Consider the following 24915-nt stretch of genomic DNA (forward strand, 5'->3'; position numbering starts at 1 on the left):
ATCAAATGAAGTTGACATTCAAAGGGAGTCTTTCCGGATTCCTTATTATAGTATCGCTACTCACCTCTTCGTTAGCGGTAGCGCAGCGCAACATCACATTGGAGGAATTCAGACAGCTTGCCATTCGTCAGAATAACAATGTAAAAGCCGCGGATCAGAATATTCTGGTAGCGGAAGCCCAGAAAAAACAGGCTGACGCTAACGGAAAATTTACACTTGACGGTTCTGTTACGGGTTTCTACTTTGGTAAACCGCTGAATACGCTATTACCCGAATATGGAGTAAGTCCGGGAATTAATTTTAATCAGTCGATCTATTCGGGCGGCAAAAATCAATTGGGACGAAAAACAGCCGCGATCACTGTAAATATTCAAACAGAACGTAAGACCCAGACCACCTCCGATGTATTATACAATACAGAAGTAGCGTATTGGCAAGTGGTTTCGGCAAAAGAACAAATCAAGTTGGCAGAACAAAGTCATAAGCAACTAACCGCGCTGGTTACAGACATCAACAACCAATACATAGCGGGGCTGACGTATAAGAATGACCTCCTGCGTGCGCGCGTACAGCAAAATCAAAATGAATTGAGCTTGAGACAAGGGAACGACGCCCTGACGTTAGCGAAACTGAATTTAGCGCAACTTACCGGTCTTAGTGATAGCGTTGAGTTCACTGTGACCGATAGTATCACTGGAACGTTTGATTCGCTTCAAACGTCGGACCTGGCAATACGTGCACAAAGTCTTCGATCAGAAATCCTCATTCAGGAAAAGACGCTAGAATCGGCCCGACTCCAGGAACGGATTTACAAGGGTGATCTCTTACCCAGTGTATCCCTCGCGATAAGTGGCGTTAGCGCATTTGGCAAGCAAGGCGTAAACCCGGAAAACAACAGCAATTCAATGGCAAGTTATTATGGCTTGCTTACGGTCAACGTACCCATCTTCGGGTGGGGTAGGCGAACAGAAAAAGTGAAAGAACAACAATACCGCATTCAATCACAGGAATATTTACTGAAGGAGAGCAGACAAGTCATTTCCGTGCAGGTACAGCAATCCATCTTACAAGTGAATCAAAGTGCCCGAAGTGTTACGCTGGCGGAGCTCTCTTTACTACAAGCAGAGGAAAATTTGCGGCTTAGCAGAGATCGGTTGAAAGCGGGAACTATTGTAGGAAAAGACGTCCTGGATGCGCAAACCATCTGGCAACAAGCGTATAGCAACGTTATCGAATCGAAAGTGGGCTATAAAATTGCAGAGACAAATCTGAAGAGAACATTGGGAGAATTAGGCCGATAAGTGTCGCGTCTCAGAACGTTTTGAACCGCTCAGTCTATGTTTACGATTACACATTAGTAAATGAACTCACATAAACGTTAATGCGTCATATTCCAGCGTTTGATAGGTTGAGCATAGACCTATTGGTGACTAAGTTTGTAGCGTAATAATTATTAAACCCTTAAAAACGTTGAGCCTATGAAAAACACAAAACGATCAGGATTTGTGCTCAAATCCTCTGCTGCTGCACTATGCCTTGCGCTATTTGCCTTCTCCTGCGATCAGGAAAGTAGCGACCAGGAAGTCGTGCCAACGCTAACCGCGGAGACTACACTTGATAAGTACTACACATTCCTCGAAGAAGCTTCGGGTGTCGGACGTGGCGATATCGCCTACGACAAGTCGACCGATCAGTTTACAGTTAGCCATGACATGATCGTTGACCGTAACACGATCGATCAATACATTGACACAGACGAATCGGCCAATGGCAGAACAGAGCAACGCATGCACAACATTCTGTTGACAAATGCCCAGGCTATAAACTTTAAATACTACATACAGCCCGCGCTTACGCAAGGATGGCGTGATGCTGTAGTGGGAGCCATCGCACAATGGAATGGCGTAGGGGGCTCAAAGCTTCGCCTTGTACAGGTAGGTACACAGGCAGAGGCCAATATCAATGTATTCGTGGGCGCATATGACGCGGCAAACTGGGTGGCCCGGGCAACGCTGCCCTCCGGCAGCGGAAAGGGTACCCTCGAAATCAACCCACGCTTCAACGACATGGCCGCCAATCAAAAGCTGTTCGCCATGGCACACGAAATGGGGCATAATATAGGTTTCTGGCACACAGACCAAACCACCGGCACGATCGTACCCGGTACACCGGCAACTGATCCTAATTCAGTAATGAACTCATTTGTATTGCCCTGGAACGGCTTTACCAACTACGATCTTGTCGCTGTACGTTACATGTACCCCGCTACCAGTGGTTCCTTCACTACTACAATACAAGCCGAAAATTATTCAGCGATGGCTGGCATACAGGTGGAAGCGTGTACAGATTCGGGCGGAGGCTCAAATGTAGGGTATATAGAAACAGCAGACTGGCTGGCTTACAACAGCATCAACATACCCACATCCGGTACATATCGGGTTGAATACAGAGTAGCCAGCGCCAGCGGCGGCGGTCGCCTCTCGCTCGATCTCAATGCCGGCACTACGGTGCTGGGAGCAGTCAATATCCCTTCAACCGGTGGCTGGCAAACCTGGACAACCGTGTCACACAACGTAACCATCAATGCTGGCACATACAATTTCGGCATCTATGCCCAGGCCGGCGGTTGGAACATCAACTGGTTCCGCGTTACTAAAATCTAACCCGATCCGGCATACGGAGCATACCCCAACCCCACGTCTTCAAGGCGTGGGGTTAATTATATGTCCCCACGGCGAGCTTATTGCTTTAAACGCTAATTTCTGTCTCAGTCTCTCTGCCAGGAAAGGCTGGTTCGTGATTATTCTTTCAGTATTAAATAGTCAACGGGGACGTCTAAAAACTCTTGATAGCTCGCGCTATTTGCCGGGCCTTCATTTATTGGACTGTGTTCGGCTATTCTAATCGTAATGACCCCTTTGGTTTTTCCAGAGCTCACGACAACGTCACCGATTTTAAAGCATTTTTCAGCCACACCTACGACTCCTCCGACAGTTACCTGGGTACAATACTCTTTTACAAAAGTATAATCCTGCTTTTCTTTTGCGTCATCTTTGCAACCCCAGGTTACAAAGAGTAATGCTGTGATCGCTACTGTATTGACGGTTTTCACAATTCTGGGTTTTGTATCGTTAGACACAATTTAATCGAATGAAGTTGTAAGGGAAGTGAGAACCTTTTCAGAGCTGGTCTGTTGCATCCGTCTGGCTTGTAGCTTCGTCTATTCTGACTTCAAACTCTTTACAGGATTCATTAACGCTGTTCTAATCGACTGGTGGCTCACCGTGATCAACGTAACCGCCACCATCGCTGCCGTAGTAAAAACAAATGTCCACCACGAGATTTCAGCATGATATGTAAACTTCTGAAGCCATGCCGAAAGAAGATAGTACGCCAGGGGTGAGCCAATGAGGCAGGCGCCGAGGACCACCCACAGAAATTCCGTCGAAAGAAGTTGCCATACATGGATCACAGAAGCACCCAAAACTTTCCGGATGCCGATCTCTTTCGTTCGCTGCTCCGCTACAAAGGAAGCAAGTCCTAATAGGCCCAGACAACTGATAGCAATGGCGATTCCTGCAAAGATGCCGGCGAGATTTCCGATGCGTTCTTCCTTTCCGAATTTCATTGCGTATTCCGTGTCGGCGAAGGTATACTCGAACGGTGCCGATGGAATTATTTTTTTAAATACGGCTTCAATCTTCGGCAGTGCTTCTGACATGCTTACCTGGGGGTTTACACGCAGATTGATCCAATTCGGATTCCCATTGAATCCCTTCACGTAGAAAATCGTTGGCTCCGCCGGTGCATACGGAGATGCCATGACCATATCGCGTACAACGCCGATGATCTTATAATTCATCACACGACCATCGCGCCGCCACGTCCAGGTTACAGGTTCGCCGAGCGGGTGGGTGAGTTTCATCAATGCAAGCGCCGACTCATTGATTACGATCGCGGAGGAATCGCTGGCTGCCGCAATATCGAAATCACGACCCTGTAAAAATTGCCAGCCAACGGTTTGCCCGTGCATGTGTGATACAGGGAGTGTAGCAAAACTTTTGTCCACAGCGGGATCGTGGCCCTTCCAATCCCAGCCGTTATTTCCGGATGCTACCTCGGTCATGGAACCCATTGACTCTGAAATTTCCAGCACAGCGCCTGTATTCTTCAATTCATTACGAAGTACATCGTAGTTGTTGTTAAAGTCGGCTGATTTTTTCCGGATCATGATCAATCCTTCACGTTCGTATCCTACCGGCCGATCTTTTACAAATTGAATTTGCTGGTAGACAATCATCGTTCCGATGACGAGAATGACCGAGATCGAAAACTGAAATACAACCAGTACTCTTCGCGGCACCGCGTGAAACCTTCCGAGCTTGAATGAACCTTTCAACGCGCGCACAGGGTTGAAGGAAGAGAGATACATCGCGGGCCAGCTTCCCGCCAGTAAGCCGGTGATCAGGACAAAAGAAATTCCTCCAAACCAGAACCACAGCTTTGTCCAGGGTATTTGGATATTTTTTGCGGCAATCAGATTAAAGTAAGGCAAACAGAGCGTGGCGAGGATCAATGCCATCACAAATGCAAAGAATACAAGGAGCAATGACTCACTGAAGAATTGCTGGATGAGCTGTGTCCGCATCGAGCCGATGGTTTTGCGAATGCCGACCTCTTTTGCGCGTTTCTCCGAACGCGCGGTGCTCAGGTTCACAAAGTTAATGCACGCCAGTAAGAGGATAAAAACACCGACAGCCCCTACAAGCTTCAGCATGAAGATTGGCTCGTATTGCCCTTGCTTGACGTTGGTGGGATACAAATGCCAACGGCTCATCGGGTACAACTCCAGTCGTTGGTCTGACTTTTTTGCTTGCTCGGCATCTTCGGGCGCAAATTGAAGCGCTCGTTGTATGTTGTTGGCTGTTGCATCAAACGACGCCCCTTTCGGTAATTCAACATATATCTGTAGAAAATGGTTACGCCAGTCGGTGAGCGCACGTTCCTCTATCCATCTGTAGTCTGCGAGAAATAGTTCCCACGGCAGAAAGAATTGCGTCCCGGTCCATTTCGTGTTGTCGGGGAAATCTTCGAAGACACCGCCCACTTTTACATCCATTTTATTACTAATCGTGATCACCTTGTTGATCGGATCTTCTCCGGCAAACAAAGCATTGGCTAACGATGCTGATATGAGAACAGCCGTTGGATTTGTCAATGCGGCTCTATGGCCGGCAATCATTCTAAATGAAAACACCTCGGGGAACGATTGGTCTACATAAAATCCTTTAGCCGACAATTTAGTCTCGCCAGCGGCCAGAATATTGTCAATGCCCCAGGATACACGGGTTACCCGTTCGAAATGTTGTCCGTAAGTTGTTGTCAACTCCGTACCGAGCGGATATGTCATGGTATTTCCTGTCCAGCGGCCTCCGCGTTCTTCATCGATGCCGCTTTCTGTTACCTGCGCTACGTGCTTGTAGTTGTCAAAATACTTATTGTACGACAACTCATGCCAGATCCAAAGGCCATTGAGTATGGCAGCAGCCATGCCGATGGCAAGGCCTGAGATATTTATGATCGAATATCTTTTCTGATGTAACAGCGTGCGCCAGCCAATTTTAAAATAGCTCTTATACATACCGTAGGTGTTTACGTTTTGATATCCTTCGGCTGGACGAATAATGCCAGGACGAAAGAGGAAAATAATGTCGAGTAATAATTTTACAGCAGCAACGTGTTTACCCGATTGCTTCAATCGAATATTGTATACTTCTATCAAGTCGCCTTCGATGTGACGGTGAAGTCGCGGGTGACAGTACGCTTGAAAGAAACGCAATAAAATCTTCGGCGGCATTTTGTGTTCAGAGCGCATGGCATTCTATTTTATGTCGAGCGAAAATTTTGGTATGGCACGCCAGAGTTCATTACGTGTATCACGCGAATACTCCATGGCTTTTTTTCCTAACGCGGTAATCTGAAAATATTTCTTTGGTCTTCCCATGCGGTCATCGGTGGCTTCACCCTCGTGCGATCGAATGTAGCCTTTGTCTTCTAAGCGTACGAGCGCGGTGTGCATTGCGCCCATGCTGACATTTCGCGAAAGGCGCTCTTCTATTTCTGTTTTGATGGATACGCCGTAAGCATTTTTGTAGAGGATAGCGATCGTTAATATCACAATCTCTTCGAATTCTCCGAGCTGGAACTTTTTCACGGAAATACTATTTTCCTAAATGTAGGAATAAAAATGATGCCAGGATTAAAATGCTTTGAGGAATGGGTAAGCTATGCCTTATTAACTAGGCACATGGTCGGTTGTGAAACAAGAAGTGTCCGTTTTCGGGCTTGTTTTAATTTTTGCCCCATCCATAGGGGTTCGCAGCACGTTCGTTGTCATACTGGCAAATAGCAAGAATATGAAGAAGCATTTTACAATCATGCTGCTGTTAGCAGCAGCCGGGAATCTTTTTGCGCAGCAAGAGACGGCAGAACAGCAACCCCAGACAGTATTTTCTTTCAAGTCCATTCGGTCGTCCGGATTTTACGGCGCATTAACCAACGCCTCGACTTCAATAAACGGTGAATATGCAAACCTCGGCGGCCTTTACTTCGGTTATTTCATCAACCAAAAACTGCTTATCGGCGTAGGCGGCGCAGCGACCAACACCGCGCTACGTGTACCCGAGGCTAACAAAACTATATCCGGTGCGGACCTGCGTTACCAATACGGTCATTTCGGACTAATGACGGAATACGTCATGAATTCCAATAAAAAAGTACACTTCGCCTTTAACCTCCTGTCAGGCGCCGGCTTCACCGCGCAATACCTCGATAGTGATAGAGATGAAAAACGGTATAAAGACTACAGTCACGATACCGATTTCTTCGTGGTGCTGGAGCCCGGCGCGCAGGTTGAAATAAATCTCACCAAATGGATGCGCCTTAGCCCTGGTATATCATATCGCCAAACCATCGGCAGTGATGCAAAGGGCCTTGACGATAGCGACTTAAGTAACGTGTCAGGAAACGTCGCCCTGAAATTTGGTCGCTTCTAATGCAAATTGTGTAAATTTCAAGGTGCCTCGGCTGCCCCTTTGCATCGTGAAATCATGGAAAAAACAACGGTAGAAACCTTTTGCCCGACAAGTCATAAAGATTGGAGACAATGGCTGCGTAAGAACCATAAGACGAAAGAATCTGTCTGGCTTGTTCTCTATAAAAAGAAAGCGAATATGCCATCCATCGACTGGGATGACGCTGTGGAGCAGGCATTATGCTTTGGATGGATTGATGGGAAAAGACTTTCTGTATCCGATGACCAATTCAAGCAATTCTTCAGTAAAAGAAAAGCAAAGGGCACATGGTCTAAAATAAACAAAGAAAGAGTTGAACGGTTAATTCAACAGCGGCAAATGACAAAGGCCGGGCATGAGGCAATCGAAGTGTCCAAGAAGAATGGGGCTTGGACCATTTTAGATGATGTAGAGAAACTGGTCATTCCAAAGGACCTGGAAGAAGCTTTTAAGAAAACGCCTGAAGCGAAAAAGAACTTCCATTTATTGGCGAAATCGATAAAAAAGCTCATGCTAATGAATCTGAAATTTGCCAAACGTCCGCAGACGCGCACGGCTAGAATTGCTGAGATCATTGCTCGCTCCATGCAAAAAAAAACGAAGTAACGCTACGGGTTGTCATAGATCCGCAGGCGTTTGCGTCAGCAACGAAAAGATATCCGTCCTGGAGAGTGTCGACAGGTCGCCGTCCGCAGGCACCAGGTTCTTCCCAATGGCATCTTTAGCGTGCTTCAAGGTCATGATTTTTTCTTCGATCGTGTCCTTGCAGACGAGTCGTACGGCCACTACATTTTTTGTCTGGCCAATGCGGTAGAGCCGGTCGATCGCCTGGTTTTCCACGGCGGAATTCCACCACGGGTCAACGATAAAAACATAGTCGGCAGATGTTAAATTCAGACCGGTTCCTCCCGCCTTGAGGCTGATGAGGAATACCCGAATGGAGTCGTCTGTCTGAAAGTTGCTGATAATTTTTTCGCGCTTAACGCTTTTGCCGGTGAGCATTGTAGACGTAATGTTTTCCGTTTCCAACCTTTCCCGGATGAGGTCCAGCATTGAGACGAATTGCGAAAACACTAAGATCTTGTGGTTTTTATGGAGGCTCGAGATTCGCTCGATCAATGTATCAAGCTTGCCGGAGGTTTCTTCGGAGGCGCCTTCGTCTTTGGCCAGCGCCGGTGAATTGCAGAGCAGGCGCAGCCGTGTTAACCCTTTCAGGATGTTTAACGCATGCTTCGGAATGTCGTCGTCAGTGTACGCGGAAATTCTATCCCGAAACTTCCGTTCCTCCTGACTGTATAACGCCCGTTGTCCGGCGCTCATCGTACAGTAGAGTACCATCTCGGTTTTTTCCGGAAGCTCCTGCGAAACTTCTTGTTTGGTTCTCCGGAGAATGAACGGGGCTATTTTTTTACTGAGGGCATCGATGGCACGTTTACTTTTAAATTTGCCAATGGGAATCGCGAAAATATCGCGGAAGTATTGTCGGCTCCCCAGTAAGCCAGGACACGCAAACGCGAATTGGGCATAGAGGTCCCATACGTTGTTTTCGAAGGGCGTTCCTGATAGCGTGATCTTATTCCTCGCGTGGAGGAGCTGCGCCGCTTTAAAGCGTTGCGAGGAGGGGTTTTTAATGTTCTGGGACTCGTCCAGGAAAATATAGTCAAACGTAAAGGCTGTTAGCGAAACGATGTCCGATACCATGTTGCCATACGATGTCAGGATAATATCATAGGCGTCGAACGCTGTCGTTGAAATTTTAGAAGGGCCGTGTTGGATGTGCGTAGCGAGTGTAGGCGCGAATTTGGCGCATTCGTCTTTCCAGGCCACGAGCAGCGTGGTGGGCACGACGATCAAATGCGTCTGTTTACCTTTCTTCTTTTTCAGGAGAAGTATAAAGGCGATTACCTGGAGCGATTTTCCCAGGCCCATGTCGTCGGCAAGACAGCCGCCAAACCCCATGTCGTCCAGAAGATTCAACCACGACAAGCCGTGCGCCTGGTACGGCCGCAGCTCGGCCAGGAGCGCAGTCGGTGCGGCGACAGCCGTAATGGATGCCAGCTGCCTGAACTTTTCTTCTATGCCGGCTATTTCGTCTTTCACCGCCGGCATCAGCTCATGTGCATGGTAGAGCTCGTCGAGGGCGGTGTAGTTCACTTTGCTTAGCCGCAGGGTGTTATCATTTTCAATTTCGCTGATGCGGAAATAGTTTTTAAATTTTTCAACCCATTCTTCCGGAAGAATCCCCATTGTCCCATCATCCAGCGAAATGTAATGGCTCCTGTTTTTTAGCGCCCGTTGTACCTGGTGCAGCGATACCGTTGTATTGCCGAAACGAATATCGAACTGACTGTTGAACCAATGCAAGCCGCTGATCACATCCACGTGTACATGGATCCGGTGGGGCGTAAATTTGTTGCCGGTCAGCTCACGGAAACCAAAAACCTGGATGTTGCGCCGGGTCCACTCTTCCATCAGCGCGAGGAACCAGTGAAGGTCCAGAAAGGCGTGCCGTGACACATAGAAATATAAAAGAGGATTGTCGAACTGCTCCATGAAATGATTGCCTTGTCTGAGCAGCAGCCCCATAAATTCATCTTCCAAAGCACCGTCTCGTGCAATGTGTATTTCCTTTCCATTTTGGTCGCGCGTATAGACCTGCCTTTGTGAACGTATCGGTATTTCGGTGTCGCCGTATTGAATTACTGGAGTGATCGTGACGTATTGCTGCAGGTCGGAGAGGTAAATTTTCAGTTGCACCTCCAGCTTCGGTTGGAGCAGACCGGCAGGGGGTGTTGTTATGTGCTCATAGATAACGGGTAGATACAGGTCGATCTGTGCTAATACATGTTGTCGGAAGCTTTCAAAGTCAGGCCTGGCGATACGAATCACGGGACCATGCGTTTTAAAATAAGCCAATACGTTGACTACCTGCGGATCGCCCGGTAAATACCATTGGTTATCGACCACCACAAAGTAGTCAAATAGAATGGTGAGGGCTTCGATGTCGTACGCATGCTCGCCGACCGTGACGTCGCACGTTACCTTCGTCAACTGGCCCTCGTGCCGGACGACGACGGATGCCTTCAGGTTGACGTTCGTGACCTTCACGTGACGAAGCGATCGCGCCGTGATCTTTTCGGAAACCCGACTGTCGTGAAAATAGAGCTCGTACTGCGCGGGGTTCTGCACCAGTGCCTGGAGGCTTTCGAGATCGTGCGCTGACTTTTGGTATACGGTCTGGAACTTCGTGACCGCAAGGTAAAACCGGAGAAGGTCCGGGTTGGTTTCTTTCCAGGCGTGTTGCAGCGGATTGATCGGGACAAATGGACCTTTGAGGGTGGCACGCGACGTATTGGCGCAGCGGGTGAGTTGTACGTTGAAAAGATTGTAGTATTTGTGTTTGCCCAAGACCACGATGATTTGCCCCCCACCATTGTCCAGGTTGTCGGGCGGAAGCATGGTGACGGCACCGTTGGTATCGAAAGGAGGAAATGACATCGCGGCCTAAATTTTAGCCTTTTTTCTGACATTACCTGAGTTCCTTTTTAAGGACTTTTCCAGGTATCTTGCCGATGAATCAATTGCCCCGATCATGGTGGATTTTTTTGACATAAATTCATGCATCCGAAATTAAAAGAACATATTGAAAAGATCGTAGCGCTCACGGAGGACGAGTTCGCTTTCGTAAGCAAGCACTTCATTCGAAAAAGTTTCAAAAAGCATCAGTTCATGGTGCAACGAGGGGAGATGGTGCCGTATAATTATTTTCTTCTGTCAGGACTTACGAAACTGGTGTATACAGACGATGCTGAAAAGCAGCACATACTGGCATTCGCCATGGAGGATTGGTGGGACAGCGATTTTCAAGCCTACTACACCCAGACGAAGGCCACGTTGTCCATGGAATGTTTGGCGGATACAGAGGTACTTTGTTTGTCGCGTGATGATTATCGTGCGCTGTGTGCTGGCCTGCCCAAAATAGAACATTTTTTCCTGGAGAAGACGATCTTTGGATTCCTGGCGGCCCAGCGTCGCATTCTGTCGTTGATGACCGCCAGCACGCAGGAGCGATATGAGCAGTTGATCAGGCAACATCCGTCGCTGTTGCAACGCGTGCCCAAAACGCAGTTAGCGGCTTATTTAGGCGTTACGCGCGAGACGCTAAGTCGACTGAGCACACAGGCGTGATCTGTCGCACACCATAAACGTGCGGTAGATCACGGTCTCGATACACATGCTGTTTATAGCTTTGCAAAAGATAAACCATAGAGGAATATGGTTACATGAATCTAAAGCAAAAAACAAAATGGAAACGAGAGTAATCAATCCCTGGAAATGGCAAGACGAACGTCATTATGTTCAGGCCGTAGAAGTAAAACAAGCGCAAAGCACCTTATATTGTGCAGGGCAGGCAGCCGTACACGCAGACGGCACATCGAGCTCGGCAGACATGAAAACACAATTGCTGCTGGCCATCCAGAACCTGGAGCAAGTGATTAGCGAGGCAGGGTATGAATGTAAGAACATCGTTCGCCTGAATGTTTACACTACCTCGCACGAAGAATTTTTCCCTTGCTTTGATCTGTTTGGCGAATGGATTACTAAAAATAGAATCAAGCAAGCCGCTACCTTCTTTGAAGTGAAAACACTTTTTGAAACATTGAAAATAGAACTCGAAGCGACCGTTGTGAAGTAGAACGTTGCAGCTGTTGCCTATGGGAGGGAGATAGGATATTTCGTTACTATTTTAGTCAACTCCCAGGGACCCATATCTTCGATATTGTTGAGAAATCTAAACCATGGCGTCCATGTCCGCGTGGTTGTTGAAATGCTTGAGCCCGGGATATTTCTTTGCAAATCCTTTAATGCTGAATTTATAACAAGTCTATTATCTTTTTCGATGCTTCTGCGGAGGGCTATAATCAGTCCTTCTCTTAAAAAATCGATATTTTCATACTGATATAAGCGGATGTAAACATCCGGCGATGGCGTGCTCCCGTTAAACGTTGTCCAATCGGGAGCCCATATTTCGGTATTAAAGAAAGTCAGTTTTTTCCCGGGCACAGCATTTTTACGATGTTTGGTAGTCCACTTATGATTGTTCTCCTCGCTCCACTTCATTCGTCCGAATCCCAAAAGTCGATTCTCAGTCTCATAACTCTGAGCCGTCCGGATAAATGCGGGCTTCACGGATAGGTTGACAATGGCATCAACGAAAGGTAATAACGTCTTCCATTTTTCCCAGGTATATAGTAAAGCCTCCGATGGCGTGTTAATTACCCAAATCTGATATCTCCTGAAGAACATAGCGATGAGTTGACGGCAAAATAATGAAAATTTAAATACGTGACACCAGGGTTGCCCTAGTTCATGCTTCTAAATTCAATCGGTGTCTTCCCTGTTTTTTGCTTGAACAGCTTATTAAAATATTGAGGATACTCGAATCCCAAGGAGTAGGCTATTTCACCCACGGACTTATCGGTGCTTAACAGAATGCTTTTGGCTTCTTCCATCAAATAAAAATGAATATGGTCCTGAGCGTTTTTGCCAGTCTCCTTTTTAAGCAGGTCGCTTAGATAACTCGGCGATAGGTGCACTTGTTCGGCTAAGTACTTTACGGTCGGCAAGCCCAATTCATGGATGTCACTTTGTTTAAAATACTCACGTAACAATCTTTCTACCTGCGCCACAACGGAATTGTGCGTGCTTTTTCGGGTAATGAATTGTCTTCCATAAAACCGTGTGCAATAGTTCAGCAACAATTCAATAGTTGAGACTATGATATTCTGGCTGTGGGGGTCGATATTCTCTTGTAATTCGCTTTCAATTTTTAGGATACAATCGTATAGCGTAGCTTTTTCCTTCTCCGATAGATGAAGCGCTTCCGATACTTCGTACGAAAAGAAATTATAGTCCTTCATTTTGTCGTTCAACGAAGTAGCGCGGATCAAATCCGGGTGAAAAAACAAACCCCATCCACGCAGCTCGGGAGCCTCTTCCGTTTCGTTATCCATTTCCAGGGCCTGGTTGGGTGCCAGGCAGATTAAACTGCCGTCTTGAAAGTCAACCGGTTTGCGGCCGTACTTTACATTAGTGCGGTTATAGTTCTTACAGATCAGGGAATAAAAATCGGTGGAGACTTTTGTCGCACCGTATACTTGCTCGTTCACCTGGCTGAAATCAACCACGGCAATGAGGGGATGCAGGATAGGACGATCCAATTGAAAGAATTTGAATAGATCGGAGATCGTCTGCATGTGGATATAGACACTCATAAAAATGGGGCTAGATAAAAAGTATAGAGCCGTTGCATACGCGACGACTCTATACTTAAAGATAAATAACTTTCTTCCATGTAGTTTATCATGGGATGTTGGCCGTGAAATTAAAGTGCGAATTGCGTCTTGATGCCTTTAATAAACGATTCATCATCAGTTTGTTGGCGGCTGGCGATGATCGCTTTGGCATCTTCTCCCGCAGTATAACGCAGTTGACGGGTGCCATCGGTTGCGGCTTCATAGATAACCTCGGCCACCACGCTGGCGGGGGAGGCGTTGGCAAAGAACGCCGGCATGCCTGTGAGTACGTTTCCAACAATACGTTGATATTCCGTATGAGTTTCGTCGTGGCTGAAATCCAGGGAACGGCTGGAGAAATCAGTCGCGATTGCTCCGGGCTCAATGATCTTCACTTTGCCGCCAAACTCTTCCACTTCATAGCTCAAGGCTTCGGAGATACCTTCTACCGCGAACTTTGTTCCGTGGTACAATGCGCCCAGCGGGAAGGTCATCTTACCACCAATAGACGAAATGTTAATGATCACGCCACCTTTGTTTTGACGAAAATGGGGGAGCAATGCCTTGGTAACATCCAACAGCCCGATCACATTGGTATCAAACTGACGAACGATTTTCTCCCGGCTAAAAGATTCAATCGTACCAAAAGCACCATAGCCGGCGTTGTTTAACACCGCGTCGATTTTCCCAAACTTCTGGATGCCTGCAGCCACGGCGTTATGGATGGAATCCAGGTCCAGTACGTCAAGTTGGGCCAGCAACACATTCGGCAATCCCTTTAGTTCCGTATCGGCATCCGGCTTCCGCATCGTAGCGATGACATTCCATCCTTTTGATTGAAACAGTTGGGCCGTTGCTTTTCCAATACCACTGCTTGCACCGGTAATTAAGATTGTCTTGTTCATTTTCTTTTGCGATTAATGATAATGCAAAGTTGGCGTGCGTGTGCCACCTGCAGATAATACGAATTCGGGGAAGTTGTATGCTTTTTCCGGATTCCGGGAATAACCCGACAAAAGTCAGGTCAAAGGCTGAGCGGCGTCATGCGCAATCCGGCGTATGGATGGTTAATTTAAGTATTAAATCAATTCGCCATGAAAACGATTGTAGTTGCTACAGATTATTCCGCTACCGCCAATAATGCGCTTCAATTTGGAGCCAGCCTGGCCCGTGCATTTGGTGCTGAACTGGTGCTGTTGAATGTTTATCACCCCAATATTCATGTTAGTAACTCGCTCGCGCCACCCGATGCCATCGACCAGATCGTTCGAAATAATGAAAATCGTCTGCGTGAGTTGGCGCTGGTTACGGCATTCCAATACCAGGTACAGGTAAGCGGCGTGAGCAAAACGGCTGATACCGTCGAAGCATTGGAGGAATACGTGGCCAGCCGTCCCGTAGATTTAGTCGTCATGGGCATGGATAGCAGCCTCCTGGAATACAAACTGTTTGGAAACACCACCACCGCCGCGATCCGAAGCCTGAAGTTCCCATTGCTGGTCGTACCGAATGACATTCGGTTCCAGGGTATCAAAAGGATTCTGTATGCATGCGAGCACAGCTACCTGAGCGAGAACAGTCAGCTGGCGCTACTGAAAGAGATCACCCGGAAATTCGACGCCAAACTTCAGATACTTCACGTCGAGACGAAAAAAGAGCCCGCGTTGGCCGCGGTCGGCGATCAGATTCTGGCCGTGGACATGCTCCTGGAAGATGTAGGACATACATATAGTGTGATCGACAATCCCAGCGTCGGAAACGGCATCGTGCAAGGTATAAAGGCGTGGAACGCCGACTTGCTGGTGATGGTGCCCCATAAGGCAGGCTTCTGGGAATTGTTCCTGAAGGGTAGCGCTACGCGTGAGATGGCATTACGGACTCGTGTGCCGTTGCTGGTATTGCCAAACGTTAATTAAGACGTGCACTCACTGCTACGACCAATGCGTTATCGGATCGACCCTCGCTAATGTAAGCATGGGTGGTGCAGTTATACTGAAGTCAAGAGGCCCGAAGCGTAGTGTTGTGGATGGGCTTCATATTTATTGCCATACAATGGTCGCTTTCGGAAACGCCTTGATAATATTTTCTTTCACGGAATCCGGAAACTTGTTGTATTGCAGGTCGATAAACTCCAGGTTCTTCAGTTGAAAGAATTCCTCGGACAGCCAGGTAAGATGATTAAACGAAAGGTCGAGGTTTTTCAGTTTCTCCAATTTATATATATCCTGCAGCTCTTCAGGTTTCATACCCGGAGTAACAAGATATGAAAAGCGGCCATCAGGCTCTGCTTATTGGCAATTGGGGGAGTCTTGTTGCTTATAGAATTGTGCTCCTTTGTGCCGGAAGAATTTGGCCGTGCGTCTAAATACTTACTGATCGAAAGACGTAACCTGATGCCTTTGGCGGAGGTTTGATTTTATTACCTTTGCCAAATGACTACAGGCACGGTATCGAAAGGTGCAGGACTGCACGCGTCGGACTTAAACGTAAAGGGATTTAAAGTCTACAGGTTTTCCGGCGCCGGCAGCCCGCAGCAGTCTCATAGCCGACGTGATTTTTATAAGATCGTGTTCGTCACAGGCAGTATGACCATGTCCTACGGCGGCCAAACGATCGAGGTGAACGACACGTGCCTCATCCTCATCAACCCGCGGGTGCCTCATTCGGTCATTCACCACGCGGAGCGCAAAGGCTACGCCTGTGTTTTTTCCGAAACCTTTATGGTCGGCCGGGAACGCAAGCGATTATTACAAAGGTCACCGCTCATGCGCTTCGACGCCATGCCCGTGGTATACCTGAATGCCGAGCAGGCTGCGTTTATGACAAGCCTGTACCAACGCATGCTGACCGTCTACCGCGGCGACTATACACAAAAAGCAGAGTTGCTCAAGACCTGCATCGAGCTGATTGTACACGAGGCGCTAGCGATTCAGCCACTGCCAGCCGAACCCACGCAGGAAAATGCCGCTGCGCGCATCACCCATTTGTTTATGGAGCTGTTAGAACGGCAATTCCCGATTGAAAGCGCCGATGCCCCGCTCAGGCTACGCGCACCACAAGGTTTTGCCGAAAGCCTGTCCGTGCACGTCAACTACCTGAATCGCGCGGTCAAAGCAGTAACAGGCAAGCCGACCTCCGTAGTCATCGCCGAACGGATCATGGCAGAAGCCAGGGCGCTTTTACAACACACCGACTCCAGCATCGCCGACATTGCCTACAGCCTGGGCTTTGAATACCCCACCTATTTTAACAACTATTTCAAACGCATGACCGGCATCACGCCCAAAGGCTACCGTACCGGCAAGGTTTGAAAATCATACTTCTTGGTTTGATTGTCTTTACCGGTGATCCTTCTTTTCGTGAGAGCTTTGTACGCATAATCATTACTACAAAGAATATGAAGAAGAGAAAATTAAACGGGCTGGAAGTATCGGCCATTGGTTACGGCTGCATGGGTCTCAGCATGGGCTACGGCACCGCGCCGGATAAAGACGAGGCCATCCGCCTGATCCATCGCGTCTATGACCTGGGGTGCACATTCTTTGACACCGCCGAGCTATACGGCATGGGCGCCAATGAGCAGCTAGTGGGCGAGGCGCTGAAAGATCGTCGCGACAAGGTTGTGATTGCAACAAAATTCTTGCTGACAGAAAAAGGCACCGAATACAATACGACGGGACGATTGATGCAGGGATTGAGAAGTCGCCTGGAGAACTCGCTGAAGAGATTGGACACAGACCACGTCGCGTTGTATTATCAACACCGCGTAAACAAAGACATTCCCGTGGAAGACATCGCCTACTGCATGGGCGAGTTCATCAAAGAAGGAAAGATAGCGGGCTGGGGGCAGTCGCAGGCAACCGTGGAAGAAATACGACGCGCACATGCCATAACACCATTAACGGCTATACAAAGTGAGTACTCCATCATGGAACGCACGTTTGAAAAGGATGTACTGCCTGTATGTGAAGCGCTCGGCATCGGATTCGTACCGTTCTCGCCGTTGGCCAATGGATTTTTATCGGGTAAGGTCAATCCCGAAACAAATTATACCGGCATGGACGCCCGGCGCGTGATCACCCGGTTTGATAAGGACAATATGCTGGCAAATCAGCCGCTGCTGGATGTGATCCGTCAATTTGCTACGGCCAGGCATGCCACCCCGGCACAGATCTCGCTGGCGTGGATGCTGCACAAGAAAGATTTCATCGTGCCCATTCCCGGCTCACGAAATGCAGAACGTATCGAAGAGAATCTTGATGCAGCAGCCGTTACGTTGACGGACGCCGAATATACCGCCATCGAAGCGGAGCTGGCAAAGATCGAAGTTCACGGCAATCGAACCGATGAAGATATTGCCAGGCTGAGATCGCTCAAGTAAGGTTGTAGAGAGCATGAACCTATCGATAAAAAAAGCCCGGGGTCTTCACGATCCCGGGCTTCTATGCTTAAATAGATTTTTCTATTCCTTGTCAAACCATAACCGCGTGATCAATGCGTCCGTGCCCTGGGCATTCACCGCATCGCGATAACTGTTTCCGTTCAGCGATTGCTCGCTACCCGGGTAAATAAACCGCAATGGAATCTTTCCATTCAGTACACCGGCTGCCGCAGGCGTTAGCTGCGGATAATCCAGGCGGCGCCATTCGCTAAAAGCTTCGGGACCCTGGCCAAACAACGAAATCCACTTCTGCGTGCCGATAGATTCGCGGAAATTCGTCGCGTTGTATTGTACCGCCGGTTGAGCCAGGTAATCGGCAATGACGGTTGCGTCGGTAATACCGAACTGCTGTAGCGATGCGGTAATCGCTTTTTCATACAATGCTTCAGCATCGCCGGTGACAATTCCGCGTGCTACTGCTTCGGCCTGGTTGAACAATACTTCAGCATAGGTCAACACTACACCGGGTGCTTCCGGTCGTAAGAAATAGGCACCCGGCTTTGATGTTTTGGAAAAGCCAATGGCGCTGGCGTCTGAGGGCAACAAACCGTTCGGCAGACCGACATAGACTTCGTTTGTCACTTCTGCCGTCGGGGCGGCAAATACCGGCAAACGCGGATCGTTCAGCGTGCGCAGGGTCTCTACGATGGAGCGGCTGACGCGATAGTCGTCACGCGTTTCAAAGTTCGCGGCAATGGGGTTCTGGTTCGGAGAGCTGAGATATACCAGGCGGGCATGCTCAGCATTGCTGCTAATGATCGGTTCATCCTGCAGGTCGATGATCACCTCGTCTGCCTTGTCTTCCGCCTGATCGACGATGCGCAGGGCGTATCGCAGGCGCAAGGCATTGCCAAACTTAATCCAGTTGGTAATATTGTTACCGTATAGAATGTCACCCGCAATGGCGGGGCCATTCGGATCAAGCAGATCGACCGCAGTTTTCAGATCGTCCAGAATACCGGGGTACACAACGTCCTGGCCATCGTACGCCGGTGTGAGGGTAGACCCGATCTGCGCGGCCTGCCGGTATGGAACCGCGCCGTACAGGTCCGTGAGGTTGGCAAACAGCCACGAACGCAGGATCAGCGCCACGCCCTTGTAGTTAGTGTTACCCGACTGTTCCGCCACCCGGATAATCTCTGTCAGGTCCTGGATACCGACAGAGTAGTAGGTTTTCCAGGCCGTTTCAAAACTGGTGTTTGTGAACCGGTACCGATCCTCGTCCGTATACTGAACCTTGGCGAAATGCTGTACAAAAAGCAACGTGCTGTTTTCATTGTTTTCAACGCCCCAGTACGTGTCGACCGACGACTTGATCACGTTTGTCAGCAAGTAGTCGGGTTGGGCAGTCGATGCTTCGTTGGGATTGATATTGGTATCCTCCAGACTGTCGCCACACGCCACGGCGAGTGCCGCAACGATAACAAGGGATACAATTTTTTTGATATAGCGCGTATTCATAGTGAGCGTCAATTAAAAATTCAACGTAATGTTAAAGCCATAGCTGCGGGTAGTCGGCAGCGTTAGGGACTCCAGGCCCTGCGCATTGCCGGTGCTAAGCGCTGTTTCCGGATCGATGTGGGGCACGTCTTTGTGAATGATCCACAGGTTACGGCCCACGAGCGCCACCGTGGCCGACTGGAAGCCTATACGCCGCGTAAGCGAAGAAGGTATGGCATAGCCAAGCTTTATCTCGCGCAGCTTGACAAAAGTGGCATCAAAGGTATTGTGCTCGCCAATGTCAGACAGTGTTTTATAATATGTCGGCGCCGAGGCAATCGTTGTGTTGGGGCTGCCGTCGGCATTCACGCCGTTGAATAAGATCCCATCGTGATACACGGTGGAGCCATCGGGTGCAGAAGCATTGTGGTCGGGCAGCGGCGCAGTCCGGGTGACCTGGTTTCCATCTTTGTACAGGTAGTATGGAAGTCCGCCGTGATCAGCATCACGTCCTTCCAGTGTTTCGATCAATACACCGGTTTCGAGACCCGTCGAGCGTGTGCCGGAGTATATCTGGCCGCCCATGCGCACATCAATCAGGAAGCTCAGGCTAACACCTTTGTACGACACGGCATTGTTAATGCCGCCGATCCAATCCGGCGTAAACCGACCCAGAATCTTGTTACTGGGATCGCGCGCCGGCGTGCCATCCTCGTTCACCACGATCTGACCTTTGTCGTTCCGCAAGAAGGCCGATCCAAACAGCACACCGTAGGGCTCGCCTACACCGGCGCGTACTTCTACGCCGCCGGTGCCCAGAAGATACGATTTCAGTTCTCCCGCTTTATCCAGCTCTACCACCTTGCTCACGTTCTTCGCCCAGTTCGCGCTCACCTCCCAGCGGAAGCCGCCAGGTGTAAGGACCGGCACACCGGTAAGCTGTAATTCAACACCGCGGTTTTCAATCTCGCCCGCATTCACGAGCGCGGATGTATACCCGGTGCTGGGGCTCACGCCCACACTCAGGATTTGATTTTTACTACGTGTAAAATAATAGCTGGCATCTACACTGATACGGTCGTTGAGGAAGCTCGCTTCCACACCGGCTTCTGTGGAAGTGGTGGTCTCAGGCTTCAGGTTAGGGTTTAAGTAACTGTCGGAAGTCGTCAGGCGGGGATTGGCTATTGAATTGACAGTTAAGGGAGCACTAAACGGATAGGTGTTCACAAGTTTATACGGCTCGGCATCCTTTCCAACTTTAGACCAGCCGCCGCGTACTTTAACAAACGGCACCGCATTGCCGGCAAAACCCAGCGCTTCAGACAATACCACACTGGCGTTAACAGAAGGGTAGAAATACGAGTTGCTGCCCGAAGGCAACGTACTGGACCAGTCGTTGCGTGCTGTCAGGTTCAGGAAGGCATAGTTGCGGAATCCTACCTGACCGGAAGCAAACAAGCTATAGATTTTTTGACGACTCAGCGTATTGCTGGACTGCAGCGGGTCGCGTGAGTTGGTCAGTGTATACAAATCCCGCACCGCCAGTCGATTGGCCAACTGGTTGTTCTCTTCCTGGAATCGATATTGATAGTTGGCACCCCCTAACACGTCGATGTTAAAGTCCGGGGTAACGTCTTTCTTATAGTTCAGTGTAAACTGCGTGTTGTTTTCGTTTATCGTATAGCCGATCTCCTGGTACGAGCCAAACGGCGTGCCGTTGGTACCATAGGCTATTCTGATCTTACGCCGGTCATTGTAGTAGTCGTTTCCCGTGCGGAAGTTGGCTGTCAGGCCTTCCACAATCTTATAGCTCAGGTTTACGTTGCCAAAGAAACGATCACGGCGTTGGCTCGTTGTATTTTTGTAGGCGACCCAGTACGGATTGCTGTAAAAACTGTGGTTCCAGTTGATGTCGTTGCCATTTTCGTCTTCGTAATCTTTCAGACGTTTGGTGTCCACCTGGCGTCCAAACCAGGTAAACTGCAACATGGTGCTGCTGGCGCGTCTTCCGAAAGTACCCGGAAGATTGTCCGACTCTGTTCGTATAAAGTTAGCGCTGGTAGACAACACTACTTTCGGATGCAGGGTATAGGTAGTATTGATGCTGAATGAATTTTTTGTCTGGTCGCTGTTGGGAACAACACCCTTTTGCTTCGAGTTGTTATACGAGAAGCGGTAGTCGAAACCTTCTTTCGCACCAGAAATGGCAATGCCATTGTTGAGCGTGTGGCCCGTTACAAAGAAGTCCTTTACGTTATCCGGATGTGGCAGAAAAGGCACAGCCTCACCGTTGGAATAGAATTGTGGAATGAGTCTGCCGTCCATCTTCGGCCCCCAGCTTTCATCAACCCCGTCGTTGATGCCTCCGTTTCTTCCGTCGACATACGAGAACTCTCCACCCGCTCCCTGACCGTACACGTTCTGGTAATCGGGCAACACCAGCAGGTTCTCAAAGGTAGCACCCGACGTGACCTGGATACCCAGGCCATGTTTGCCGCCACGGCCTTTTTTGGTGTTGATAATAATAACACCGTTCGCCGCACGCGAGCCATAGAGGGCCGCAGCATTAGGACCTTTCAATACACTGATAGACTCGATGTCTTCCGTGTTGATGTCGGAGATGGCGTTGGGGAAATCGCGCGAAGCGTCAGACTTTGTCAGTTGCGAGTTGTCCACGGGCAGACCATCCACCACAAACAAAGGCTGGTTGTTACCGGCAATAGAAGTCTCGCCGCGAATCACAATGCGCGACGAGCCCATGTTGCCCTGGCTATTGGTAACGCGCACGCCAGCAACCTTACCCGACAGCGCGTTCACGAGATTGTTCTCGCGCGCCTCGCTCAGTTGGTTTGACTTTACTTCCTGCACCGTATACCCCAGGGACTTTTTCTCCTTGGTGATACCCAGCGCGGTGACAACAATTTCTTCGAGCTTACCCTCGTCGTCTTGTAGTGTGACGCTAAACGTGGTCTGATTCCCAACCGGCACTTCGATATTTTTGAAGCCGATATAGGTGATCAACAACACATCTGTCGATGCAGCTTGCAGAACGAACTTACCGTTGGCGTCTGTTTGCACACCACGGGTAGTACCCTTCACAATAACGTTAGCACCGGGCAACGGCGTGCCGTCGGTGCCAATAACAGTCCCTTCTACCGTCTTGTCTTGTGCCCAGGCGTAGGTCGTGACCAGTAAAAAAAAGACAATACAAATCCTTCGTACAAATTTTTCCATTGCACTTGCTTTAGTAATGAGTGTTAAGTTTTAAAAAATAGGTTAGGAGCCCAGGTGGTGGGTAAATGGGTGAGACAAAAGTATTACATTTCTAATGCCTACCAAACTTATGGATTAATAAATAAGGAGACATCATCTCCGGAGCATTGACAGTCAACGAGATGAATCATGAAAAAAAATATCAGACGTGCACGCGCACGAGTCAGAATATTATGGTTGGCGCGAGTCGATCTCCCCCAGAATGGAGTAGCTATCAGACTCGCGCCAGAGTATAGATTAAATTACCATCAACGATCCCATTCCTTCACTACTCGAATAGAATAATCTGACACGCACAACATACTCGCGTCCTTTAATCAGTCGTAAGTGAAGCTTGGAGTTTAAGTTTGTTCCGCTATCGTCGTCTCCTGCAATATAAACTTCTTCGCCTCCGGTCCGCTCGAACAGCACCATCACAGTATCCAGGGCACCAAACGTTTGGATTTTATACCTCCTGTTGACCGTGGGTTTAAAAATGAAGTTTTTCTGTTCACCGGGCTTGATATCGAGCGGTGCAGATTTGGCAACCGTCAACTTTGTATAGTCCGCCGGTGCCAGGGGTGGGTAAAACTTCCTGACGAACTCCTTATCCTTCGCAGACAGACCACCTGCCGGGAAAATTCCATTTTTGAAAGCAGCCGGTTCTTTGATCAGGCCCGCTCCAAACGGATAATGCATGACCGAGTTCGGATCGTGCGTAGACCCTTCCACTTCGTTCACCGGTAACTTTCGAATGATGTTGTGAAAGGTCGTTTCGCGGCTCCAGTTATTCGGCGGCGCTGCGAGGGCGGCATAGACCGCATCTTCGTCCCATACAATGCCGGCGTTGGGGTTTTGGTGTTCGTGCGGTGCGCCGAGGGTGTGACCAATTTCATGAATGGCGGTGTCAATGTCGTTGGCGATGCTCCAGCCAAAGTTCATGGTTCGCTCATTCGGCGAACCGGCCACGTCAATGATGTCGCGGCCCACATACGACCACGCGCCGTCGCCGCGCATAAAGCCGATTCGAATCTCCGCGTCTTCCTTGTTGCTCACCTCTTCGAACTCGAGGCCGATGCCTTGTTTCTTCCACGTAGCAAAGGCCTCTTTGACAACATTCTTTTGTGTCGCGTCGCCTTTCCACGATGCAGGCGAGCCATCGCTGCCGGTGAAGAAATAATACCGCAGCTTGGTGCCGTTGACCCATTTCCGATCCGACAGCAGGATCATCGCCGCCCGGAAACCGCTTACGTCCGCGTCAAATGTTCGCGGCGGTGTTGATACAAGTGTACAATACTTCGGATGCGAGACCGCGCTGCCATTACTGGCGGCTGCGCTCTTAACAGAGGAGGAGGGGGAGGAGGTTTTTTTGACCATATATGTAGGGGTTAAATAAAAAAGCCCATCCACCTGCCGGGGTTGGCAGATAGATGGGCTCGTCAATAAGTATATGAAACTCCGGAATTACCGTTGCAATTGCAAGCGGCCGCGAACGAAACGGGGTTTTTCCCGTACTATCTCTCGCGAAAAGTATAATTGTACACGTATGGTTTCTGCAGTTAACACCCTATCGGCACTTCAAAGACGATAAATCTTTCCACCATAATGCCCGTAGTATATGTCAGAACAACTTTCAGCGTAATACGACTGATGGAAACGCCACAGGGGAGACCCAGCGGGCCGTTACATTTCGCAGCGGACTCCACCCACGTATTTGTTTCACCACCAAAGGTAGCTTTGACAGCCTGTACAATTTCGTCACGTGTCACATCGGGAAATTGTTCAAAGTCTGCGTTGCTATACTCGGCTGTCTTAAAGCTTCCGTTTGCGATCTCTAATTTTTCCCAGTTGCCAACGTAGTGTTTCCACTCCATGAGCGTGATAACAGGACCTTCGCCGATCACAAAGAGACTGGTTTCATAATTTTGAAAGATCTCTACATGCTGAATAGAAGAGTCGGTTTTGATAGCATACGTCTGACCGGAGATCTGACGGGACAAGCCGAGTGCCACAACGATGGTGTCTTGATGGATCTCGTTAAAATAATCGTTGGTGTTGACAATCTTTTCGAACGCGGCGGTCATGGAGAAGTTCTCGAACTGCAATAGAATGGTCGTGCGCGGGGCGTCGGGCGCTGGAGCGCGCATGGCAACTAAATTGTCCGAATTCTGTGCAGATTGTTCGTTCATGCCCGTGGAGTCGCTTTGTTCGGTAACAACCGGTTCCCTGGTTTTTGTACAAGACGACAGGATCGCCACAAAGGCAAGCATATACGCGGATTTGAGTATATTATAAAATGCGCTGCAACGACGTGGTAGGGCATATACTGTAAATTTCATTATTCAAGAATAAGTAAAAAAAAATGTATAATGAAAGCCAAATAAGTTGGTAGCTACCAGGGAAAGGCGGAGGT

20 protein-coding genes are annotated in these 24915 nt (G+C 48.9%); 9 read left to right on the forward strand and 11 right to left on the reverse strand.

Going from position 1 to position 24915, the window contains the following annotated elements:
* Window positions 1-5: 5 nt before the first annotated feature.
* Window positions 6-1301, forward strand: a complete 1296-nt coding sequence (locus tag KK062_RS18795) for a TolC family protein (RefSeq protein ID WP_254085884.1) — start codon at window positions 6-8, stop codon at window positions 1299-1301.
* Window positions 1302-1478: 177 nt separating this feature from the next.
* Window positions 1479-2663 (forward strand): M57 family metalloprotease, encoded by a 1185-nt coding sequence (locus KK062_RS18800; protein WP_254085885.1) that lies wholly within the window; start codon window positions 1479-1481, stop codon window positions 2661-2663.
* A gap of 137 nt (window positions 2664-2800) precedes the next feature.
* Here the strand turns inward: KK062_RS18800 and KK062_RS18805 are convergent, their stop codons facing one another.
* From KK062_RS18805 to KK062_RS18815, 3 genes are all read right to left on the reverse strand, one after another.
* A complete protein-coding gene (locus tag KK062_RS18805; RefSeq protein WP_254085886.1) occupies window positions 2801-3112 on the reverse strand; it encodes a hypothetical protein in 312 nt (103 codons plus the stop codon).
* A 108-nt stretch (window positions 3113-3220) separates the two neighbouring features.
* Window positions 3221-5875, reverse strand: a complete 2655-nt coding sequence (locus tag KK062_RS18810) for an ABC transporter permease (RefSeq protein WP_254085887.1) — start codon at window positions 5873-5875, stop codon at window positions 3221-3223.
* 6 nt (window positions 5876-5881) lie between these two features.
* Window positions 5882-6214 (reverse strand): PadR family transcriptional regulator, encoded by a 333-nt coding sequence (locus KK062_RS18815; protein ID WP_254085888.1) that lies wholly within the window; start codon window positions 6212-6214, stop codon window positions 5882-5884.
* A 202-nt stretch (window positions 6215-6416) separates the two neighbouring features.
* Here KK062_RS18815 and KK062_RS18820 point away from each other — a divergent pair, with 202 nt between their 5' ends.
* Both KK062_RS18820 and KK062_RS18825 read left to right on the forward strand, forming a co-directional pair.
* On the forward strand, window positions 6417-7055 hold the full coding sequence (locus tag KK062_RS18820; protein ID WP_254085889.1) for a hypothetical protein: 639 nt from the start codon (window positions 6417-6419) through the stop codon (window positions 7053-7055).
* A 54-nt stretch (window positions 7056-7109) separates the two neighbouring features.
* The gene (locus tag KK062_RS18825; protein ID WP_254085890.1) at window positions 7110-7679 is read left to right on the forward strand and encodes a YdeI/OmpD-associated family protein; all 570 of its coding nucleotides are present in this window, start codon (window positions 7110-7112) and stop codon (window positions 7677-7679) included.
* Window positions 7680-7691: 12 nt separating this feature from the next.
* Here the strand turns inward: KK062_RS18825 and KK062_RS18830 are convergent, their stop codons facing one another.
* Window positions 7692-10571: a DEAD/DEAH box helicase gene (locus KK062_RS18830; RefSeq protein WP_254085891.1), complete on the reverse strand. Its 2880-nt coding sequence runs from the start codon at window positions 10569-10571 to the stop codon at window positions 7692-7694.
* A gap of 120 nt (window positions 10572-10691) precedes the next feature.
* Between KK062_RS18830 and KK062_RS18835 the strand changes: the two genes are divergently transcribed.
* Together KK062_RS18835 and KK062_RS18840 are read left to right on the forward strand one after the other, a co-directional pair.
* Window positions 10692-11261 carry a Crp/Fnr family transcriptional regulator gene (locus KK062_RS18835; protein ID WP_254085892.1) on the forward strand — a complete coding sequence of 190 codons (570 nt, stop codon included), beginning with the start codon at window positions 10692-10694 and terminating at the stop codon, window positions 11259-11261.
* A gap of 118 nt (window positions 11262-11379) precedes the next feature.
* Complete coding sequence (locus KK062_RS18840) at window positions 11380-11769, forward strand: RidA family protein (protein ID WP_254085893.1); 390 nt, start codon at window positions 11380-11382, stop codon at window positions 11767-11769.
* 667 nt (window positions 11770-12436) lie between these two features.
* On the opposite strand, the gene KK062_RS18845 is transcribed toward KK062_RS18840, so the two are convergent.
* Together KK062_RS18845 and KK062_RS18850 are read right to left on the reverse strand one after the other, a co-directional pair.
* Window positions 12437-13348: a helix-turn-helix domain-containing protein gene (locus KK062_RS18845; RefSeq protein ID WP_254085894.1), complete on the reverse strand. Its 912-nt coding sequence runs from the start codon at window positions 13346-13348 to the stop codon at window positions 12437-12439.
* 110 nt (window positions 13349-13458) lie between these two features.
* Entirely contained in the window at window positions 13459-14274 is an 816-nt protein-coding gene (locus tag KK062_RS18850) for an SDR family oxidoreductase (protein ID WP_254085895.1), read from the reverse strand.
* Between the two features lie 189 nt (window positions 14275-14463).
* Here KK062_RS18850 and KK062_RS18855 point away from each other — a divergent pair, with 189 nt between their 5' ends.
* Window positions 14464-15285 (forward strand): universal stress protein, encoded by an 822-nt coding sequence (locus tag KK062_RS18855; RefSeq protein ID WP_254085896.1) that lies wholly within the window; start codon window positions 14464-14466, stop codon window positions 15283-15285.
* A 123-nt stretch (window positions 15286-15408) separates the two neighbouring features.
* On the opposite strand, the gene KK062_RS18860 is transcribed toward KK062_RS18855, so the two are convergent.
* Complete coding sequence (locus tag KK062_RS18860) at window positions 15409-15615, reverse strand: leucine-rich repeat domain-containing protein (RefSeq protein ID WP_254085897.1); 207 nt, start codon at window positions 15613-15615, stop codon at window positions 15409-15411.
* A 186-nt stretch (window positions 15616-15801) separates the two neighbouring features.
* On the opposite strand from KK062_RS18860, the gene KK062_RS18865 reads away from it, so the two are divergent.
* Together KK062_RS18865 and KK062_RS18870 are read left to right on the forward strand one after the other, a co-directional pair.
* Window positions 15802-16680 carry an AraC family transcriptional regulator gene (locus KK062_RS18865; protein ID WP_254085898.1) on the forward strand — a complete coding sequence of 293 codons (879 nt, stop codon included), beginning with the start codon at window positions 15802-15804 and terminating at the stop codon, window positions 16678-16680.
* An 86-nt stretch (window positions 16681-16766) separates the two neighbouring features.
* Window positions 16767-17750 carry an aldo/keto reductase gene (locus KK062_RS18870; protein WP_254085899.1) on the forward strand — a complete coding sequence of 328 codons (984 nt, stop codon included), beginning with the start codon at window positions 16767-16769 and terminating at the stop codon, window positions 17748-17750.
* A gap of 81 nt (window positions 17751-17831) precedes the next feature.
* Here KK062_RS18870 and KK062_RS18875 read toward each other — a convergent pair whose 3' ends face one another.
* The 4 genes from KK062_RS18875 to KK062_RS18890 form a co-directional block, all read right to left on the reverse strand.
* Window positions 17832-19271: a SusD/RagB family nutrient-binding outer membrane lipoprotein gene (locus KK062_RS18875; protein ID WP_254085900.1), complete on the reverse strand. Its 1440-nt coding sequence runs from the start codon at window positions 19269-19271 to the stop codon at window positions 17832-17834.
* A gap of 12 nt (window positions 19272-19283) precedes the next feature.
* Window positions 19284-22484: a SusC/RagA family TonB-linked outer membrane protein gene (locus tag KK062_RS18880; protein WP_254085901.1), complete on the reverse strand. Its 3201-nt coding sequence runs from the start codon at window positions 22482-22484 to the stop codon at window positions 19284-19286.
* A gap of 276 nt (window positions 22485-22760) precedes the next feature.
* On the reverse strand, window positions 22761-23879 hold the full coding sequence (locus KK062_RS18885) for a M12 family metallopeptidase (protein ID WP_254085902.1): 1119 nt from the start codon (window positions 23877-23879) through the stop codon (window positions 22761-22763).
* A 182-nt stretch (window positions 23880-24061) separates the two neighbouring features.
* Window positions 24062-24772: a hypothetical protein gene (locus KK062_RS18890; RefSeq protein WP_254085903.1), complete on the reverse strand. Its 711-nt coding sequence runs from the start codon at window positions 24770-24772 to the stop codon at window positions 24062-24064.
* Window positions 24773-24915 lie beyond the last annotated feature (143 nt).

The sequence above is a fragment of the Dawidia cretensis genome (assembly GCF_018598175.1).
Taxonomy (GTDB): Bacteria; Bacteroidota; Bacteroidia; order Cytophagales; family Cyclobacteriaceae; genus Ohtaekwangia; species Ohtaekwangia cretensis.

Excerpts from the sequence above, each read along its gene's own strand:
- KK062_RS18795 (WP_254085884.1), top strand. The coding sequence starts at position 6 with ATGAAGTTGACATTCAAAGGGAGTCTTTCCGGATTCCTTATTATAGTA.
- KK062_RS18800 (WP_254085885.1), top strand. The coding sequence starts at position 1,479 with ATGAAAAACACAAAACGATCAGGATTTGTGCTCAAATCCTCTGCTGCT.
- KK062_RS18810 (WP_254085887.1), bottom strand. The coding sequence starts at position 5,875 with ATGCGCTCTGAACACAAAATGCCGCCGAAGATTTTATTGCGTTTCTTT.
- KK062_RS18820 (WP_254085889.1), top strand. The coding sequence starts at position 6,417 with ATGAAGAAGCATTTTACAATCATGCTGCTGTTAGCAGCAGCCGGGAAT.
- KK062_RS18825 (WP_254085890.1), top strand. The coding sequence starts at position 7,110 with ATGGAAAAAACAACGGTAGAAACCTTTTGCCCGACAAGTCATAAAGAT.
- KK062_RS18830 (WP_254085891.1), bottom strand. The coding sequence starts at position 10,571 with ATGTCATTTCCTCCTTTCGATACCAACGGTGCCGTCACCATGCTTCCG.
- KK062_RS18835 (WP_254085892.1), top strand. The coding sequence starts at position 10,692 with ATGCATCCGAAATTAAAAGAACATATTGAAAAGATCGTAGCGCTCACG.
- KK062_RS18840 (WP_254085893.1), top strand. The coding sequence starts at position 11,380 with ATGGAAACGAGAGTAATCAATCCCTGGAAATGGCAAGACGAACGTCAT.
- KK062_RS18845 (WP_254085894.1), bottom strand. The coding sequence starts at position 13,348 with ATGAGTGTCTATATCCACATGCAGACGATCTCCGATCTATTCAAATTC.
- KK062_RS18850 (WP_254085895.1), bottom strand. The coding sequence starts at position 14,274 with ATGAACAAGACAATCTTAATTACCGGTGCAAGCAGTGGTATTGGAAAA.
- KK062_RS18855 (WP_254085896.1), top strand. The coding sequence starts at position 14,464 with ATGAAAACGATTGTAGTTGCTACAGATTATTCCGCTACCGCCAATAAT.
- KK062_RS18860 (WP_254085897.1), bottom strand. The coding sequence starts at position 15,615 with ATGAAACCTGAAGAGCTGCAGGATATATATAAATTGGAGAAACTGAAA.
- KK062_RS18865 (WP_254085898.1), top strand. The coding sequence starts at position 15,802 with ATGACTACAGGCACGGTATCGAAAGGTGCAGGACTGCACGCGTCGGAC.
- KK062_RS18870 (WP_254085899.1), top strand. The coding sequence starts at position 16,767 with ATGAAGAAGAGAAAATTAAACGGGCTGGAAGTATCGGCCATTGGTTAC.
- KK062_RS18875 (WP_254085900.1), bottom strand. The coding sequence starts at position 19,271 with ATGAATACGCGCTATATCAAAAAAATTGTATCCCTTGTTATCGTTGCG.
- KK062_RS18880 (WP_254085901.1), bottom strand. The coding sequence starts at position 22,484 with ATGGAAAAATTTGTACGAAGGATTTGTATTGTCTTTTTTTTACTGGTC.
- KK062_RS18885 (WP_254085902.1), bottom strand. The coding sequence starts at position 23,879 with ATGGTCAAAAAAACCTCCTCCCCCTCCTCCTCTGTTAAGAGCGCAGCC.
- KK062_RS18890 (WP_254085903.1), bottom strand. The coding sequence starts at position 24,772 with ATGCTTGCCTTTGTGGCGATCCTGTCGTCTTGTACAAAAACCAGGGAA.